This is a genomic window from Flavicella sp. IMCC45668 (genome assembly GCF_057219105.1).
Genome location: NZ_CM170114.1, coordinates 2,018,574 through 2,038,042 on the forward strand (window position 1 = coordinate 2,018,574; position 19,469 = coordinate 2,038,042).

Consider the following 19,469-nt stretch of genomic DNA (forward strand, 5'->3'; position numbering starts at 1 on the left):
ATACTGTTTACCTTCAACATCATAGAGCACTTGAAAGCTCCACATCAATAAAACGAAAAGTTCCACATGGAATATCAACCTCAATTGTTGTTGAATTCGCGTCAAAAGATTTTCCGTCAAGTATATCTGTTACTTTTATTGGATTGATGGTATTAAAAGTAACTTTTGCGATTCGGTCATCTGGATTCAAATAACCTCCGTCAATAATTGTCAACCTTAAATGCGTTGGAGAAGTTTGTGCAACTACCCATGCAACATCCCCTTCTACCGTAATCGGTATTAAATTTGACTTAGATTCTATTTCAGATTCTACGGTAGTATAATAAGTATCCGCGGCATACGTTTGTGTACCATCAGAAGAGTAATAATGCCTACCATCTGTGATGTATTCCGTTAGAATATCTTTATAAATTGGATGTAAATTATCTTTTAATTTCCCTCTAGTAGCAGTTTGGTTTGAATATACTCCTTCTTGAGGTGGTGTAATCAGTACCAATCCGTTTGGGTAATTCGGCAAATAGTTCTGTCTTCTATCCTTTACATGTCCAGCATAACTAGAAAAATCCCATGGATTCACCTTTGCTGCCATCCAAGTAGAGTTTTGCCTACTAAAAACAAAAGGATTACTTTCTTCAAATTCTTCGTCATAAAAAACAGACCACTTTAAACTACTTCCCTCTTCCATATAATGTGCATCAGGATTTTGCATGCTCAAATGCACTGGAGAATAACTAACAATCTCATTGGCTTTTGGAACATAAAGTGCACCTTTCGCTACTAACTCCCAAAGAAAGCTCATGTAATCAGGATATACTGCAAAGTTGTTGATATATTGAGCTCCACTTGCCATATGATACATCATATGACGCAAAAAATGATTTGGCAATCGCTGATGTGAATGTTGACGTGATCTGTCAAAACTTGGATTATCTGGAACAGAACGTGATCCCCAACTATCAACAGCACCGCTAGCCCAAACTCCTGAACGTCCTGCAATACTAATATCCATTGCCTTGTCTGTAGTTTCTTCCATAGAAGGGACAAAAATTTCAGCATAATCCCCATTCAACGTCTTCTCCCACATCGGCAAATAAATATTTCCTTGCCAAAAGTTATGTTTTGTTCTAACAAAAATATTGGTGTTTTTAGCCTTCGAATAATCTGCTAAAGGATAAAACAAATCTTCCATTACCCAAGCAAAATCATCCGAATCATCTTCTAATTCAGGATATATTAATACCGTTTTTTTTCCTTCTGCATGGTCTATTACTTTTTTGGTAGTTTCTAAATGAAACATATACGGATCATTTCCATGACCTCCCCAATAAGCAATTCCATCTTCTCCTTCATACCAAGGTGTTATCAAATCCAAGCACTCTTGTTGCGTGTATGTATATTGCCTTCTACCATCTCTTTTTTCTTTATACTTTTCGTTTTCCATTTCAGAACGATCCCAATCTTCAGCCTTATTCGTATGTTCACCGCCTAAAAAGATTGGACTATTATAATTGGCCTTGATCTCATCAGCAACTTGTTTTGCCAACCCTGAATCTGTACTTTCTGTCATCATATAAACAGGAACTGGTTCTCTTTCAAAATCAGGTCTAATGTACCCTGCTAAATTAGCCCTAGCTGCAGCGGTATTATCTATTATTTCTTGGATTTTTCCTTCAGGCGAAATCGTCTCATAAGCCGTTTTCCAACCTGAAACATCCGTATTCAGAATATGGATACAGCTTCCTCCACTTTGTGCACTTGCCAACACAAGTTTGTTATCATCTTTCCACATATCATTGAAAGAATAAAAGCATTCCAACTCTTCTCTTCCTGAACCATCTAAAGAAGTATCTAGTAAAAACATATGATTCCCTGAAATTGAAACATATTTATCGACAGCATCCTCTTGAATCATCTCTGTTTGTGTAACAAAATATCCAAACCCCATTCCAGAATGTGTGTATCTTACTAAATCATCCGCGGTAGCATCAATATCAACACGAACAATCTCAGCACTTTTATAATGCGCAGAAGTTCCCATCACAATTTCTTCAGTTCCATCATTATCTATATCACTAACCTTTAAATCTCCTAAAACCGTATTTGCAGATAATTTGATCGATTTATATGGCAAATCTTCAAATGCATTAAATAAATAAATACTTCCTTTACCTTGCATATGATTGTTACTCCCATGAACCGCTAAAACTTCATTTCCATCACTGGTTTTAACAGGTCGTAAAAAATTTGCATAGTGTAAATAATTATATTTTGAATCTACTCCTCCCCAGGGCTTTTCATTACTATAGGTTGAAGAGTGAATGTTTTTCAACATTATCCCGGAATTCGACAAGTAAGAAATACTGAGATCCATCCCTCCGCATACTATATATTTTGATCCATTACTTGTGACTGTACAGATAGAATACATTGGAGTATCATTTCTTTTATACTCCCATTTGGTATCTCCTGAAGTTCCATCTAAACAATAAGCATTACCATCAGCATTTGCTATCAATACTTCATCTTTACCATCTCCGTCAATATCATCGCACCAAATATCATGGATCATGTATCCTGATAGGTTATTTTTCCACAAAATATTACCACCATAAGAAACACCCATTACAATACCGTCATAAGAACTAGCAATCAAATACTTTTGTCCATTGTTAACCGCAACTCTTACTTTCATAATAGTATGCCCAGTATTGATACTGTAATAAGCAGTATTTTTATATGCTGAATAATTACTGAATTTCATACTGTAGGAACCTGAAACAGACTTTTCATCTGTAGGAGAGAAATTTTCAGAATGATCCGTGCTCCAACCTTTCCCATTCTCTTCAAAATCATAAGTAGCCTCTGTATTAGAAACTGATTTTTTATATTGAGCTTGCGTTGTGAAGAAACTAAAAGCGATGATGGAAACCCCAAGGGTTAATACTTTTTTCATTTTATTATTTGTCATTTAGGTTGGTTACAATACGATGCAACTTGCAATAACAAATAAAAAAAAACTAAGTCAAAACCATGTATCCGTTGGTTCTTATTATGTGTTTAACAGTAAATCTTATAAACTCTAAGACACAAAAAATCCGGTAAAGACCTTACAAGCCCTACCGGATAATTTACAATAACTAAGAATTTTTATTTTTTCAATTCAAAAGGCCTCCTTGAAGATTTTGTAGCACTTGGAAAATCTCCCGGAATCTCTTGGGTTACCTTACCGGTTGCAGCCCATTCTACTCCTCTTAAAAACGAAACCTGAAAACCTACACTTTCAAATGACAAAGCATCATGCCCTAAAGTGGTATGAAAAATTTTTCCTTTCCCATAATCAAGCACCATTAACACAGGCTCATGTCGATCCGTTGGAGCTTTTCCTGAGGCATCTTTACCAGTAGCTAGTATGGTCATATTTTCTGCTGGCCCCCTTAATTTTGCATAACATTCATCTTTTGTTGTCAACCAAACTTTAGGCATTCCATTTGTAATTGGATGCTCTGCTCTCACCGTCACAGGAAATTCATTTTTTGGCCCATGCGCACCTGAACCTCCAGGACTAGTATCTCTTACCAGTTCTCCCTCATTTGTATAATATACATATGGTCCATCTTTTTCTGTTCTGTTACCCCAACCACCTAAACCAATCATTTGGTTATATGCAGACCATTTTGGAAAAGAGTTATCCGCAGCATGCACAGAGACAAATCCACCTCCTTTTTTCATATATTTCTCAAAAGCTTTTTGCGTTTTTTCTGGCCAAGAAGCAGCTTTCCACCCAAAATTAGAAACTACTACATCATATTTTTTAAATTTTGGAGAAAATTCAGGATCTGTCTTCGGAGATTTAGATGTGCTACGTTCACCCACTCCAGCAAGCGGTAAAAATTCTTTTTTTCCTTCTGATTTCCACATAAAATTGCTTCTCTCAATATCTACCTTAAACAAACCTGTCTCTTCTAAATATTGCTTCATCATAATCGTTGACATAGGCCAAACACCATGATTATTCTGCCCATCTACAATCAATACTTTTATTTGCGCCTGTAATTGCAAAGCAAATAAACAATAAACAATGGCTATGATACTTTTCTTCATTATATTCATTTTTTCTTTCAGATTCTAAAAACGTGAAATTAAGCTATTTCTATGAGTAACAGTTTCAAAATTTTTCATAGTGGAAATTTGAACATCAATAAAAAAATGTAGCACATAAAAAAACGTCCTAAAGTATTTAGGACGTTTTAAACTAACCTTAACCTAACTAATAACTAAAATCAATAAATCTTAAGGAACCAGCAGGAACGCTTAGTTCTAAATTATTTTTGATTTTAATTTTATCATTTGAAAGAATATCCTTTGCAGAAACTGGTAATACCCCTGTAAAGGAAATAACTGCATTTCTTTTGCTTGGCTCTATATAACCGGGATCCATAAGAATTAACCTGACATGATTTTTATCTATCCTAATTGCACTCCAAGCAGCACCTTTTACCAAAATAGGCAGTTGAGATGCTCCTTCTGCAACCGTGTTTTTAAAATACGGAGCAAAGTCTTCTGCAGAAATAAATTTATCGTTCAACTTTCCTTTAACTCCATCACTGATCGTGTAAGGGATCCCCTTTTCTTTCAATTGTTTTTCAAACTCTATTGGAGCTACAGGCACCATTCCATTCGGTAATTCAGGAATATAATTCAACCATCTATAGTGCACCCCTAGCGCAATCTGAGAATAATCATTTTCAGGGATATTTGTTCCTGCCCAATGCATTTGAGCTACCGAAAACACAGCCTTATCATCAGTCGCTTTGTATTGCTTTAACGAGTGATGGTTATCAATAGAATGCACTAAATGCGCATCTACATTGTCAATTAAATGCCAAGATCCAATAGACATAATATCTTCTTTTTCCACAATAGGTAACACACCAGACTTCATCAGTCCAAACAATACATTCAAGCCAGGCTCTTCAATAAACTTATTATCTGCAACTACTCCATGACTTGCACCGTAAGCAGCCATCATAACTCCTTGACGTAAATACGGAGAAACAGAACGCTGTCCACCTGGCGTTAAAGGTCTCCAACTTGTTGGATTGTCATCTATCAACCTCATCGCAAAATCATCAACATACCCCGCAGATAACATTCCCACACGACCAGCTAAGTTGATATCTTGTGTTCTTGAACTTGTATCTTCTGAGGCAGGCACCAATATATCATTGTATTTGTTAGAAAAAAACAACTCTTGCCATAATGGCAATTTATTTGTCAAAGACCAAAATGTGTTTTTATACCTAAAATATAGTTTTGCCTTGTTATTAACTCTAATCGCTTTTGCTAATCTAGGAACATACGCTCTTACAAAATGTTGTACCCTAGGATCATCAACATTATCCATTTCTGCATAAACAAAACCACGACAAGTATTGGGTGCAACTTTTAAAATCTCTTCCAAAGTTTCTATTTGAATATAAAAAGGGTCATTTCCGTGGCCTGCCCAAAAAGTGAACAACTGTCCTTCTGCCTCATATGCCTTTGCTTGATTTACAATCGCAGTTCTTGAATCTTGATATTTCCCTCTCTTGTCTTTTTTTAGAGCAATATCTCCCATGACAGCCACTAAGTGCGACCTATCTGTACTTTCTTTAGGCGATCTTTGAATAACAAATTTTATGTTATTTCCTTTAAGTTTCGCAACCTTAGCATCTACTTTTTTTCCGGTTATCATCACCCACTCCTTCTCAGAGGACTTTTGATAAACTGGCATTTTAAAATCTAACAATTGCTCATACAAGGTTTCCATGTTTCTAGCCACCTCATCCATGGTTCCAATAGACTTAGGTTTGGTTGCAACATTCCAATTATTCTTCTTTAAATCATAAAAGCATACTGTATTTCCTCCATCTACCTCTCCAGCTCCAATCAATTGTTTGGATTTTACATCTACTGTAAAATCATTAAACACCAACTCTCCAGATATTGCATATCTCGTACCTGTTTTCTGAATCAATTTACCTTTCAAATCTAATTTATAAAGGAAACCTCCAAATTGAAACATTATTTCATCCTTTACAGGCAGAAGCACCGTACCCTTGGCATTAGCATAACGTTGAATTTCTTTACGCGTACCTTTGAAACTCAAAATTTCCTGAAACGAACCATTCAAACCAACTACCACTGGAATCCAAGACACATCTCCAAAAAAAGTGATATCCGACAAACCATCTTTGTTTAAATCCGCAATTGTAATTTCGGTAACCATCATTTTTGATAATTCCTTTACCGCTGCTTTTTTATAGTTTAATTCCTTTAGAACCTTTTTTGTATCGGCATCTAAAACCCCCATAAACTCCCAGCGAAATTTATCATGTGAATAGGTCATCACAAAAAGAGATTCTTTGTTTTTATCAATAAAATTTCCGGATTCTATTTTACGGATGGTCCCAGAAATTTTAGTAGTTCCGATGAATTTCCCATTTGCATCTATCTCATATATCTTATAGTCATTTCCTCCTGCAAAGATTTGAATTCCCCCGTTATTTTTGACAACTGCTATTTCCGAAAATCGCACTTTGTGGTTTGGCGTAAATTCCCATAACAAATCACCCTTCCCATTAAAACAATAGATGGAACCATTTCCACTAGCAACCAACAATTCATCACTCCCGTCTTTGGTAATATCTTCAGCTAAAATTTCAAATAATACTCCTGAAGTATCCAAAGTTTTTTCCCAAATCTTTTTCCCTTCAAGAGAATAACAGCCTACAGCATCACTTAAAGAAGATATATAAACACATGATTTTCCATCTACTTTGGCAGATACAATATTTCTAATATTCGTTATTTCCGTAGAAAAACTTTTAGGTGATTTTCCTTTATTTGCGGTTGCAATTTGACTTAAACCACATATGGCAACAATACACCAAATGATTTTTGAATTAATGTTTTTACTTTTTCCCATTATTTAAATTTAAAAAGATTCGTGCTCACTCTCATCAGCTCTTCAAATTAAATTGAAAACAAAGTACAAAATGTATTCTTGGGTATATGTATTGTAGTTTTTATAAAATTTTTAGATGGATCTAGAAAAAAACTATCACAAATGGTCAAACCAGTTATGGTTTACTCAATGCAAATGATTTCTTTCAAAGTTCTATGGTAAATAGATCCATTAGCATAACTCATCATGTTTACCGTCCAAGTTTTTCCTTGTTCACCTAAATCATTGACGGCTTTTAATGCTGAACCATCAAAACTTTCGCTAGTAGTATCGACAACATACACCATTCCTAATGCATTTGTAAAGTATATATAATCATCTATCATTGTAGGAGGACCCAAAAAACATTTCTGAAAACCATGACCTCTCACTCTGGCATCTGAACTATGCCTTTGACCTTTGGAATTCAGGCCGTCATTTGCCTGAGCCGTATGCCAAATAAAATTTCCGTTATCGTCAATTTCTCTTGGAACTTCAAGAAACACATTTTCTCCTGTAACCGTATTATGCCTGGCAATATAGGGCTGATATCTCACCATATAATAAATAAAGTCACCTACTTGCATATTACAATGTCTTTCATTTTCACTATGAGGTAATTTTGCGTTTTTTTCCAAGGTATAAGAATCTGTAAGCGCATCAAATGTATAGACTTTTCCTTCTTTCAACTGTTTCTTACCAATTAATTCCCCATTTTTAGAATCAATGGTTACATGATAATCTCCTTTATAAAACCAAGAAACACGTTCGTTATTCCAATGCTGCGTACTTAAGGCTCCCCAACCAGATATACTATTATCCTCTTTTGGTTCCCAATTCCAAATTTCATAGCCGGCGTTGTCTTTCTCTAGACTAATCAAACTCAAACCAACGGGTCTTTCTGGAACTCCATGTGGCCCTCCACGTCCCATCATAACTGCCACAATTCCTTCTTCTGTTTTCCCAATAACCGGTGTATTATAATGTGTTAAAGCCTCTTGAGTTGTCCAAACCAACTCGCCAGTATTTTTGTCAAAAGCATGTAGGTAATTCCACAATGGATTTCTAGTTCCATCCCCCTCCATTGGCGGTTCAGAACTCAAAATCCAATCGCCAAACAATATAGAATCAAATTGTTTATTAAAGGGTCTGCCTTCGGTAGGGTGCCAAGTTCTTTCCCAAACTACATCCCCATTCATGGTATAACAAGCCATTGCACCACAGGCATTGATTGCCCATACAAAATTACCATCCGTCATAGGACACGGACTTGTTGCATCACTAAATCCATTGTTATATTCAGTTTCAATGACACCTTTTAATGTTTTTGTCCATAATTCCTTTCCAGTAGTCGCATCCAAACAATAAAGTAAAACGTCTTTACCCTTTTGACTTCCTTTTACATCTTTGGTAAGCTGTGTATATTTTTCATGAGCTATTTTTAACTCCTTTGACTTGTTATGAATATAATTTTGATAGTTTGTTTTATGTAGATGAAACTGTTTACCTATCTCATTTTTTTTCAATAACTCTCCTTTAATTTTATTTTTTCTGTTTCCTGTCGCTTTTTGATACCCTTTATGGGATGCTAATAAGCTTTCCCACTTTTTCTCTGATTGGGTATATGAGGTGGCTATTTTTTTAAACCGAGCATCACTTTTTAATAATTGATTTTTTGTCTGACTCAACAACAATTCATACTTTTTTTGAGTCGCCTTATATTGAGTTTGTATCTGATTGTACGGCAAATTATCAGTGGGAATATTTGTTGTAAAAAACAACTTATCATTCCAAACAGCAATTCCACTTTGTCCACCAGCAGGCAATGTTTTTTTCCATTTTACATTCTCATTATTTCGGACAGACCACTGCACAGGAACTTTATTTTGAGATATCACTTTGTAATTCCCATTGGGCCCACCCGACATAGGCCAAGTATTATTTTTACCTGTAATTGTTTGTTCCGTTTTTGATGTTTGACATGAAACTGCTAAAACAGTCAGCACACAGAATAAAATAGTTTTTTGAAATTTCATTTTTAAGTTATTGTTTTTTTAATACTCCTTTATGTATTTTACTGGAATTTCTCCTTTTAATGATTTTAAAAATTCTTGAATTTTAATAGCTTCTTCCACAGAAATCTGAAGTCCACGCTCATGCCTACCCATCAATTGAATAGCTTTCCATAGTTTTTTCGAGGATCTATCATGAAAATAAGGACTTGTTTCAGAAACATTTCTTAATGAAGAAACTCTAAAAAACATTTTATAATCAGATTGATGTTTCACGTGATAATACCCTAAATCCGTTTGATTTGGCCATGCTTCTGTAATTCCTAATTTCTGAATCATTTGCCCTCCAAAACTTGATCCGGTATGACAGGAATAACAACTTTTATCATTAAATAGATGTCCGCCTTCAATTTGTTCCAAAGTTAAAGCCGTTGTATCTCCTAAAACAAATGCATCTATAGGAGCAGGAGTAACCAATCCGTTTAAAAATTGATTCAAAGCATCCACAACGATCGCACTTTTTTCTTTTGCTCTTGGATACAATTCGGAAAATTCTTTCTGATATTTCTGAAGTTCATCTAATCGTTTTTCTAAATTCTCATCATCCCCCCAGCCCATTTCATAAGAACTCTTAAGGCTATGTAATATTTTTTCTTCTAAATTATCAAATGCCCCTTCGGAGTTGAATAATAACATCTCGTTAATATTATAAAGCGACGGAACGTCTCTAAAAAAAGTACCTTCATGAATTTGTGACAAAAAATAGCTTCCATTGCTAGCATAGTTTTTTAAATCATGACAACTGTTACAACTATATCCTTTAGATTGAGATAGGTTATTTTCATAAAATAATTTCTTTCCAAGAATTTGTTTTCTTTGAACTAAATCTGTCTCCTCTTTGGTTTGAAAAGGAACAAAATGAGGTTTTATAATAGTACGTAATGCAGCGGCTGATCTATTTTTTGAGGCTTGAGACACCACCGATAGACCAACACATAAAAACAAAAACGTTAAAAATTTAAGCCGCAACCTCTCTCATTTAATTTAAACAAATATAGATGGTAAGGCACCCGTGCTATCAGAAAATTTTTCCGTTGGAATATCTAATTTATTCAGCATACTTACAAATAAATTAGACATTGGAACTTCTTTTGGATCAAATACCGTGTAAGCACCATGGTCGATTCCTAACTTACTACCACCCGCCAACACCAAAGGGCAATTATTAGCATTATGAGTAGAGCTACAAGAACTACCATACAGGATCATCGTATTATCCAACAGAGAACCGTGTTCATCATGAGTATTTTCCATTCTCTCTAAAAAATAAGCCATTTGCTCAGCTAACCATTGATCATATTTTGATTGACGAAATAAGTGCCCTTCCGATTTATCATGTGTCATTCCATGATGTCCAGACAATCCTAGTGCGAGTTTAGGAAAATTATCTCCAAAGCCCATTCCATCTTCACGCGCCATCATATTTGTCATCACTCGTGTCATATCTGTCTGGAAACCAATCACCATCAAATCAATAGTAGCTCTTAAATAAGCCTCTGGGTCAATGGTTGCATCCACATCTAAATTTAAATGTGCAGCATCAAATTTTTTCAACGGAATATCGAGCCACTTCTCATTTCTGACCACCTGCTCTTCTACTCTATTTAAAGAAGTAAGATATTCATCCAATTTTTGCTTATCATTTGCTCCTAGTTTTTTTTGTAAATTTTTACTATCCTCTAACACTAGATCTACAATTTTTTTTCCTTGCTGAATACTTTTTCGTCTGTCAGCTGTAGTTGCTCCTCCATTTGGTGCAAAATACCTTTCAAAGATTTCTCTTTGACGATGTTCAGAAGGAATGGCTTTTCCAATGCCATCAAATGATAAAGTAGAAGCTCTAGATTTATATCCAACCCCTCCATCTGTAGATAAAGTCAATGATGGATACCTAGTATATTTACTTAAATGATGTGCAGCAACTTGATCTACCGATATACTGTTTTTATAATCACTTCCCCTTAAATCTCCACCGGTAAGCCAAGTATCACCTGCCATATGGCCAAGTACAGCTCTACTTTTGGGATGACTTAAGCCTCCAAGTACCGACATTTTATTTTTAAAAGGTTCTAACGGTGATAAGGTTTTTGTTAACTGATAATCCTTTCCTTCTTTGACTGGAAACCAATTCCAATCCTTATAAAGTGGATCTTTTTTATCATAGATACCCACACCATTTGGAATGTACATAAAGCACATTCTTTTAGGTATATCCGGACTGGTAAATTTTGATAATTTTCCCATTCCCATACTTTCTAAATAAGGTAACATACATGCGGCTCCAACCCCTTTGATAAAAGTACGTCGGTCTAAATGCCATGATTTTTTAGCCATAATATCAGTTTATAATTCAATTTAACTCTTGAGAGAACGATTCACTTTTGATAATTTCTTCAATTACCGATTGGAATTTATAATCTTCATTTTTCACCTTAGTTACAATAGCGGCAATCTCCTTTTCATCAGAAAAACCAACATTTCTTCCAATTGCATAGGCAAATAAATGCTCTACCAATGCCTTTGTAAACTGCTCCTTTTTGAAATCTAGAATATAAGACTTAATTCCATCTATTCCTTCTATCTCTGTACCATCAGGTAAAATAGAAGTCGCATCAATTGGCTTTCCTTTAGCCTGTAATTGATATCTTCCTACTGCATCGAAATTTTCAAAAGCAACCCCATAAGGATCTATTTTTAAATGACAATCTATGCAGGAAGCCTTATTTCTATGCAACTCTAACTTTTCTTTTAAAGTCAGTTTATCAAAACCAGGCGTGTCCGGATCTAATTCAGGTACGTTTGGAGGTGGAGGTGGGGGTGGATCACCAAGAATTTTTTCTTTTAACCAAACAGCTCTTTTTATAGGATGTGCCCCAACTCCATCAGAATGCCCCGTTAAAAAGGCGCCTTGAGACAGCAAGCCTCCTCGATGTTCTTCTGGTTTAACGGCCACGGGTCTAAAATTATCACCAACTACATTTTTTACTCCATAAAACTCTGCCAAATTTTGATTTAACATAGCAAAATCCGAATCAATAAAATTTAAAATACTTTTGTCTTTTTCTAAAACATAATGCATAAAATGATAGGTTTCTTCAGCCATATCTTCTTTCACAAAACGAGTATAATCAGCATACATTCTTTTATTGATATCCATACTTTTTAACCTGTCCACTCGCAACCACTCATAGGTAAAGGAGCGTATCATCCTCCATATTTTAGGATCCTCAATCATTCTATCAATTTCATTTGATAAGTTCTCTTGTAATTTTCCTTTCTCTGCCAAGGAAATCAAACTTTGATCTGGTGGAGAGTTCCATAAAAAATAAGACATTTTTGATGCCATAAAAAAATCATTGGAAGTTTTGACATCTTTATTTTTTTCCTCTTCTAAAATGTATAAAAAATTAGGAGAACACAGAATAGCAACCATCACCTCCTTTACACTATCTTCATAACGATCATAATCATCTTTGATCTCATTCCAAAAATCTACATAGCGCTTTACTTCACTTGGAGATACCTTTCGTCGATAAGCATTTTGCATAAAACGCTCTAAAACCTCAACCGTGTAAATCTCTTTGATCTCTTTATTTGGAGAGTCGAAAAATATTTTTGTGTGACTTGTTGGCGGCCAAACAGGGAAATAGGGTGCCTCTATTTCAATCGATTTAATTAAAACAGGTGGCCCCGTTTCTCCTTTGTTTTTAACCAAATAATTATTCCACAACCCTACTATGAATATGTTCGAATTTTCATTGGTTTCATTTAAATCGAATACTGGTTTCGGCAAGTTTTCTAATTGCCCATAAAATTCAAATTTCTCAAATTTATTCATGGGAGAAGTAACCTTTCGAGTGGTATCAAAATTGGCATAATCCAATCCATCATCTGTTCTTGAACCCGCAAAAACCCGAATACTAGGATCAATCCCTTCATATTTCTTTTCATTTTTTTCTGCTTCAGCTCTTAATTCTTGTGGTAATGGATTGTCCTTTGCTAATGGATTAATTAAAATCCTATGCATCCCCACAAAAAATTTACCTCCTACTTTAACCTTATAAGTTCCTTGCTTCAAATAGGCTAAAGTTACTGGTGTTACTATTTTTCCAGACGACTCTTTGTTTGGAGCTAAATGCAACCTTTCTTGAATTTTTGGAAACCTACCCAGCGTAATCATAAAAGAAGGCATATTCTCTTCAGCCATATACGGATGCTCTAAATCTAATTGATAGAATCCTTCTTTCTTGATCTTAATTTCACTTTCTGCCTGTGCAAAGGCAGGTAATTTTGGAGAAACCAACATTCCATCTTTCAATGCGACTCTTTTTAAATTTGTAAAATCCGATGCGTTTAAAACCATCGTATTTTTAGTCTCAGGCATCACCTCATTGCTTCGTAAACTTATCAGTCCTTCTGTTTGTGCCAACTGCCTCCCTTTTGAGGCCTCTACTCTAAATACAAGTCTTCCATATTGAGGAAAATCTTTTTTAATTAATAACTTTAAATTTGGAGAAGGACCTTGCCAAGACCTAGGTGGAACATCTCTATGAGGAATTGCCGAATACAATAACATTCCTTCTTTCAACACATCAAATCGATCACTCTGAGAACCACGCATATCCAAACCAATATTAGATTTTACAGCATCTAATTCAACTTGTTCTTCTTTTGTCAAACCAACTTTAATCTCTCCCTTAGCATCTAACAGATCTACCTTAAAATCATTGCTACTTATAGGGAACGATTGAAACCCCCCATACATCGCAGCAGGCAAGTTTTTTCCAATACCCTTACCAATAGTAACCTTGTATCTTTTGGGTTTAGGTTTGTTACCGTAAACAATTGCCTTATCTAATGCTTGTCGTGCAATTTTCTGATAATAATCTACATGCAATGGAGAAATCTGTAATACCTCAGCGTTGTTTGAAAAGCCCATTTTTGATTTACCATCATCCGGCAATACCTTTCCAAAATCAATCGGAAGCTCTAACAATTCATTCAATGTATTGGTATACTGTGCCTTTGTTAATCTGCGCATTACATTTTTAGACTTTCCTTTTTTTGCTGCTGTTGCCTTAGCTAATGAATTTGTCATCCAATTCACTATCAAACGTCTTTCTGCTTGAGAAGGTTGTGCTTTCTTTTTAGGAGGCATTTCTCCAGAATTTATTTCATCCAATGCTGCATGCCACTTTTCTCCATCCCGGCCACGAATCATGTCCCAATTCAAGGCATCCAAACGCATGTTTCCCTTTTGGCGTTTTGGACCATGACAACCATAGCAATATTGATTTAATAGAGGAACAATAGTTTTTCTATAATAGGTCTCTTCTTTAGATAGTTTTTTAGTCGTTTTCGCTGTGGACGCTTTTTTAGTATGTCCGGAATGTGCAGCGATTAATTTTGGTTCTGATTCCTTCTTTTCATCAACCTGTGCTGCAGGATTCAATTTATTTTTTTCCGACAAAGATTCTTGAATCCATCCCAATAAAACTTGTTTCTCTTCTTTTGTCAAAGGCTCTTTTTCCTCCGGAGGCATATTTTCTTCAGAGACTTCAAAAAGCACATCATCCCAATGATTACCATCTGCCCCATGAATAATATCCCAATCTAAATTATCTAACCTAAAATCTCCTTTTTGTTTAGATTCATTATGACATTTGTAACAGTTTTTCTCTAAGATCGGTACTACTTTTTCTTTAAAGTAGATGGTGTTTTCTGAAACCACCCTTGAAGTATCTATACTTGAAAGTTTTTCAATTTTTTTATACCTAGCATCTTCCACACCCAAAAATTGCTTCAGTTCCTTTGGCATCCCCTTGGTTAAATAAGTAGATCCGTGAGTTAAAGACCCTCCGTAATGCCCAGCAAAGGATAATAAAACAACATTAATGAATAATAATGTTTGATACAACCATGTTTTTGAGGGTGCTTTTTTTACTGTCCATAAACGAATTACCAACAACCAAGTACTTACAAATACTGTAGCAAATCCCAATGTTTTATGATATTCAAGTAAAGAAGTATTATACCCTCCGGAACTTGCTAAAAATACTCCAGCAATAACAGCAAACAAAGAACTAATCACAGAAAACCACAACAGAGGTTGACTGGCATTATTTATATTCAATTTAGGTTGAAAAAAATGAAGTATTTCTAAAAAAAACAATGCGATCAACGCTCCAATAGGCAGGTGTAAAATCAAGGGATGTAAACTTCCAAAAAATGGGATCAATGAATTCTCTTCACTGACCACAGGAATAAAGAAAAGACTTGCTAAAACAGTTGTAACAAAAAGTGCTGTAAAAACAGTGTATCTCATATTTTGGTAATTCTATTGAAAAGTCAATTTCTAAAATTGACAAATATCATATTTGTGAATTCCAAAGTTAGCTAGAGATATAATTTTCTGCAGGGGAATATCTTCCCTAACAAGAGGGAGTATCGTTTTTTAAGCCTTGTTTTTGTGCGCTTTACGATAAGCACTTGGGGTGGTTCCGTATTTTTTCTTAAAAAGTTCTCTAAAATATTTCACATCATTATACCCCAATTTATAGGTTATTTCGCTCAGTGCATAGGAGGTATTTACTACCCAATCTACAGCAATTTTTAGTTTTACTGTAGTAATCAAATCGTTTACTGACTGCCCTGTCAACTGACTTGTTTTTTTATAGAGCGCACTCTTTGACATCCCCATTTCGGAGGTTAATAATTCTATATCTAATTTCTTATCAATGAAATTTTCCTCTATGACATGCATCAGTTTTTGGACAAATAACATATTTGGAGATGCTACCTCCTCTAACTGAGGTGTCAAATGATTACTTCTTTCAAACCAATCTTTTGTTTTTTCTATCGTAGCTATTTGATTTCTTGTTTTTAACAGAAGCGTCTCCACCTGCAAAGGCTTCTTTAGATAATCGTTTACACCTTTTTCCAAAACATCCACCTCACTATCCCCTGCAGCCGTTATCATAATAATTGGAATGTGAGAAACTCTAATATCAGATTTCACTTTTTCTGTCAACTCCAAACCGGTCATTTCAGGCATAGATAGATCCGTAATAATCACATCAGGCATTTTATTCAAACAAATCTCAAAAGCTCGTTTACCATTTGTTGCCGTATAAATTTTATAAAATTTAGAAAGCTCATATGTTATATAGTTTCTGAGTTCACTATCGTCCTCTACTAATAATACCGACTGAGAGAATTCTTCATTGCCAACAGCACTTGCAACTTCTTGAAATGGACTTTTCGCTACAACCTCTTCTTTGGGTAATTCTAAGATCACCTTGGTTCCAATATTAGGCTCGCTCTCTATGGTAACCCTACCTCCATGGGCTTCAATATATTCCTTCACAATAGACAAACCTATTCCTTGACCACTAGCTCTAGCATCTGACTGAAAAAATCTAGAAAAAATATCACCTAGTTTTTCCTTTTTGATCCCTTTACCCGTATCCTCAATCTCTAAAAAAGCAGAAAAATCGTCTTTCCTAGCCAATACTCTCAATACAACACGTCCTCCGTCCGAGGTGTTTTTGAAGGAATTAGATAATAAATTAAATACAACTCTCTCAACTTTTTCTTTATCGATAAAAAGTTCAATTTCATTAACATCACTTTCAATGGTCAATTGAATATTTTTTTTCTTTGCTTGATATTGGTAAGTAGTTAAAATATCATTTAAAAATTCTACCATTTTTATTTTTTGAATATTCAATACCATCTGGCCACTTTGAATGGTACTAAAACTCAACACTTGATTCATCAATTTCACCAACCTATTGGTATTTCTAGAGGCTGTTTCTAATAAAAACGTACGTTCGTCTTCAGGCAAATCACTTTTCAACAATTTCTGTAGTGGCTCACTTACCATTGTTAACGGGGTTTTTAAATCGTGAGAAACATTTGTAAAAAACCTAATTTTCTCTTTATCAGTTTCCCTAATTTTTTTTTCTAATTCCAGCTGCAATAGAAATTCTTTTTTTCCTGTAATTTGTCTAACAGAAAAACGAATATAGCTATATACAGCAGTCACAAATAAAAAGGCACACAAAGCAACAAACCACCATGTCATCCAAAATGGAGGATAGATATGAATTGGAATGATCACTTTTTCTTCTGACCATTTACCATCTTCATTAGCACATTGCATCACTAACTCTTGACTTCCATAGGACAAGTCATTGAGAGTAATGGTATTATTGGAAGCAAATTCTAAGGTCCACCCTTCCTTTGAACCACTTAGCTTATACCTATATTTTATGGCTCTAGGTGCTACGTAATTCGGAATTCTGATAGAAATTTCAATATTATTTTTGGTGTATCCCAAATTTTTCAAATCCATTAGTGAATACCCATCTTTTCCGTTTACGGCAATAGATTCTGTATGAATTTGATATTTATTTTTACTAGAAAACAAGTCACTCGGATTAAAAGAAATCATTCCGTTTTGTACCCCAAAATGTAATTTTCCATCCGAAGTTTTTACTGCCGCACGTTCAATAAATTTATTAGAATGAAATCCCTGCTCCTTATAATAATTGGTAAATGATTCCTTTTTAACGTCAAATTTATTCAATCCGTACCTAGTACCTACCCAAATAATACTATCATTTTGAGCGACTAAACTAGTGGTAAAGTTATCGGAGAGACCATGTTCTTCAGTATAATTTTTCTCGATAAAAAACTCTTTAGCATCCGTATCATACGTCAATTTAGAAATTCCTTCTGACGTAGCCGCCCAAGTAACTCCGCCTTCATTGATGATCATCTGTAATGATTTTATTGATACATTTTTAGAATCATTAACTGGTTTTATAGTTGTGATTTCATGCTGCTCATTCAGTCTGACATGGAGAATTCCTTTATTAAACCCTCCCACTAACAAACTATGGGTTTCTTTATTATAATAGATACAGTTGATATCATTCCAAGGTATGACTGTTTCATATAAAGGAAGTTCACCGGAAATATCAACTCTATGCATTCCTCTATTATTTGAAGTCCAAAAAATATTTTCAGAAGAATTTACCGCATAAACTATGGGACGTAAAAAACGTTCTTCAATTGATTTATCTAAAACCACCCCACTACCATTTACTTTTGAATCAAACATATTCAAAAGTCGGGCGGTCGAAACTGAAGTACTTTTATGGGATAATGTATGAATTGAGGTGATTTTTAATTCTTCTAAAAAACGTTGAACTTTTTGATTCTCTTGAGAAAACACAAACAAACCTGCATGCAAGGTACCAACCCATAAATTTTTATTATCATCTTCATAAAGCGCGCTCACGGTTCTTTTAGATACCCATTTGCTCTGATAAGAGTTTTTAAAATTATTTTTCGCAAAATCTAATTTTAGCAAATCATTATAAGTATCTAACCAAATATCACCATTATTATCTATAAAAATTTCTTCATTGGAATCTGAAAATTCATGTAAATCTACCGATAACAATTCGGCCCGATGTTCTTTATCCTGCGTATTGATAAAATACATTCTACTTGGTGTTAATAGCCATATACCATTTCGATGTGCATCAAAAGTAATCCAACGAATTGCCCTTTGAAATTGCTCAATTGCAATCCATTTTTTCTCGTCTACATCATATTTAAACAATCCTTCACCACTACTAATCCAAATATTTTCATTTGCATCTACACAGATACTCGTTGCTGCAATCGGAGTTGTAATGGTTTCTTGCAATTCCACACCATTTTTGGTCTCAACAACTATAACTGATCTACTACTATCAAACCATACTTTACTTCCACGACTGTGTCCTAAACGCGTTCCTGATTTAGAACCTGAATTTATCGGATATGATTTTAAAACCTCCCCAAAAGGCTCATCAATTATAACATACTCCACCGTTCGGCCACGACCCACAAACAAATAGCGTCCATTAAGGGTCATACTATTTGCATAAATTCCATCATGGAATCGTACACTTGTAACTTTTTTAGACTTCAGATCATAGTAATACAAATTATTATCATGCGTCATCAACCATATGCGACCATAAGCATCTATTTCTAGCTTTTTTAACCTACGTAATGGCAAGGTGTTTTTTTCATCTAAAAAGGCATGCTGTTCATACACGTAGCCATCAAACCTATACAATCCCTCATTTGAGGCAATCCAGATAAATCCTTTTTTGTCTTGTTTAATTCTTGTAATTTCTGTGGTAGGTAACTCCGTGGAGTTATAAAGAGAATTCACCTGAATTTGGGCGAAAGAAACATCCACAAAAAACAACACTACCATAAGTAGCCAGCTTTTCATAATTCTTTTCCCTAATTTCATAAACAGATTTCGTTTTAAATGATCTAATAAAAAAACCTGAATCAATAATGTAACAATATTGATTCAGGTTTGAAATTTAAGTATTATTAAT

Annotated in this window: 8 protein-coding genes; all 8 read right to left on the reverse strand. The window is 34.7% G+C overall.

Annotated features, from left to right (window positions below; all coding sequences use genetic code 11):
* Nucleotides 1-19 precede the first annotated feature (19 nt).
* Nucleotides 20-2,953, reverse strand: a complete 2,934-nt coding sequence (locus tag AC2DZ0_RS08375; RefSeq protein ID WP_484641226.1) for a hypothetical protein — start codon at nucleotides 2,951-2,953, stop codon at nucleotides 20-22.
* Between the two features lie 194 nt (nucleotides 2,954-3,147).
* Nucleotides 3,148-4,101 carry a ThuA domain-containing protein gene (locus tag AC2DZ0_RS08380; RefSeq protein ID WP_484641227.1) on the reverse strand — a complete coding sequence of 318 codons (954 nt, stop codon included), beginning with the start codon at nucleotides 4,099-4,101 and terminating at the stop codon, nucleotides 3,148-3,150.
* A 166-nt stretch (nucleotides 4,102-4,267) separates the two neighbouring features.
* Nucleotides 4,268-6,967 carry a hypothetical protein gene (locus tag AC2DZ0_RS08385; protein WP_484641228.1) on the reverse strand — a complete coding sequence of 900 codons (2,700 nt, stop codon included), beginning with the start codon at nucleotides 6,965-6,967 and terminating at the stop codon, nucleotides 4,268-4,270.
* Between the two features lie 161 nt (nucleotides 6,968-7,128).
* Nucleotides 7,129-9,021 carry a PQQ-binding-like beta-propeller repeat protein gene (locus AC2DZ0_RS08390; RefSeq protein ID WP_484641229.1) on the reverse strand — a complete coding sequence of 631 codons (1,893 nt, stop codon included), beginning with the start codon at nucleotides 9,019-9,021 and terminating at the stop codon, nucleotides 7,129-7,131.
* Between the two features lie 18 nt (nucleotides 9,022-9,039).
* A complete protein-coding gene (locus tag AC2DZ0_RS08395; RefSeq protein ID WP_484641230.1) occupies nucleotides 9,040-10,026 on the reverse strand; it encodes a cytochrome-c peroxidase in 987 nt (328 codons plus the stop codon).
* Between the two features lie 15 nt (nucleotides 10,027-10,041).
* On the reverse strand, nucleotides 10,042-11,391 hold the full coding sequence (locus AC2DZ0_RS08400) for a DUF1552 domain-containing protein (RefSeq protein WP_484641231.1): 1,350 nt from the start codon (nucleotides 11,389-11,391) through the stop codon (nucleotides 10,042-10,044).
* Between the two features lie 16 nt (nucleotides 11,392-11,407).
* Nucleotides 11,408-15,382, reverse strand: coding sequence for a DUF1592 domain-containing protein (locus tag AC2DZ0_RS08405; RefSeq protein ID WP_484641233.1), 3,975 nt, complete (start codon nucleotides 15,380-15,382; stop codon nucleotides 11,408-11,410).
* A gap of 129 nt (nucleotides 15,383-15,511) precedes the next feature.
* Nucleotides 15,512-19,378: a hybrid sensor histidine kinase/response regulator transcription factor gene (locus tag AC2DZ0_RS08410; RefSeq protein WP_484641235.1), complete on the reverse strand. Its 3,867-nt coding sequence runs from the start codon at nucleotides 19,376-19,378 to the stop codon at nucleotides 15,512-15,514.
* Nucleotides 19,379-19,469 lie beyond the last annotated feature (91 nt).

Excerpts from the sequence above, each read along its gene's own strand:
- AC2DZ0_RS08375 (WP_484641226.1), bottom strand. The coding sequence starts at position 2,953 with ATGAAAAAAGTATTAACCCTTGGGGTTTCCATCATCGCTTTTAGTTTC.
- AC2DZ0_RS08405 (WP_484641233.1), bottom strand. The coding sequence starts at position 15,382 with ATGAGATACACTGTTTTTACAGCACTTTTTGTTACAACTGTTTTAGCA.
- AC2DZ0_RS08385 (WP_484641228.1), bottom strand. The coding sequence starts at position 6,967 with ATGGGAAAAAGTAAAAACATTAATTCAAAAATCATTTGGTGTATTGTT.
- AC2DZ0_RS08380 (WP_484641227.1), bottom strand. The coding sequence starts at position 4,101 with ATGAAGAAAAGTATCATAGCCATTGTTTATTGTTTATTTGCTTTGCAA.
- AC2DZ0_RS08390 (WP_484641229.1), bottom strand. The coding sequence starts at position 9,021 with ATGAAATTTCAAAAAACTATTTTATTCTGTGTGCTGACTGTTTTAGCA.
- AC2DZ0_RS08410 (WP_484641235.1), bottom strand. The coding sequence starts at position 19,378 with ATGAAATTAGGGAAAAGAATTATGAAAAGCTGGCTACTTATGGTAGTG.
- AC2DZ0_RS08400 (WP_484641231.1), bottom strand. The coding sequence starts at position 11,391 with ATGGCTAAAAAATCATGGCATTTAGACCGACGTACTTTTATCAAAGGG.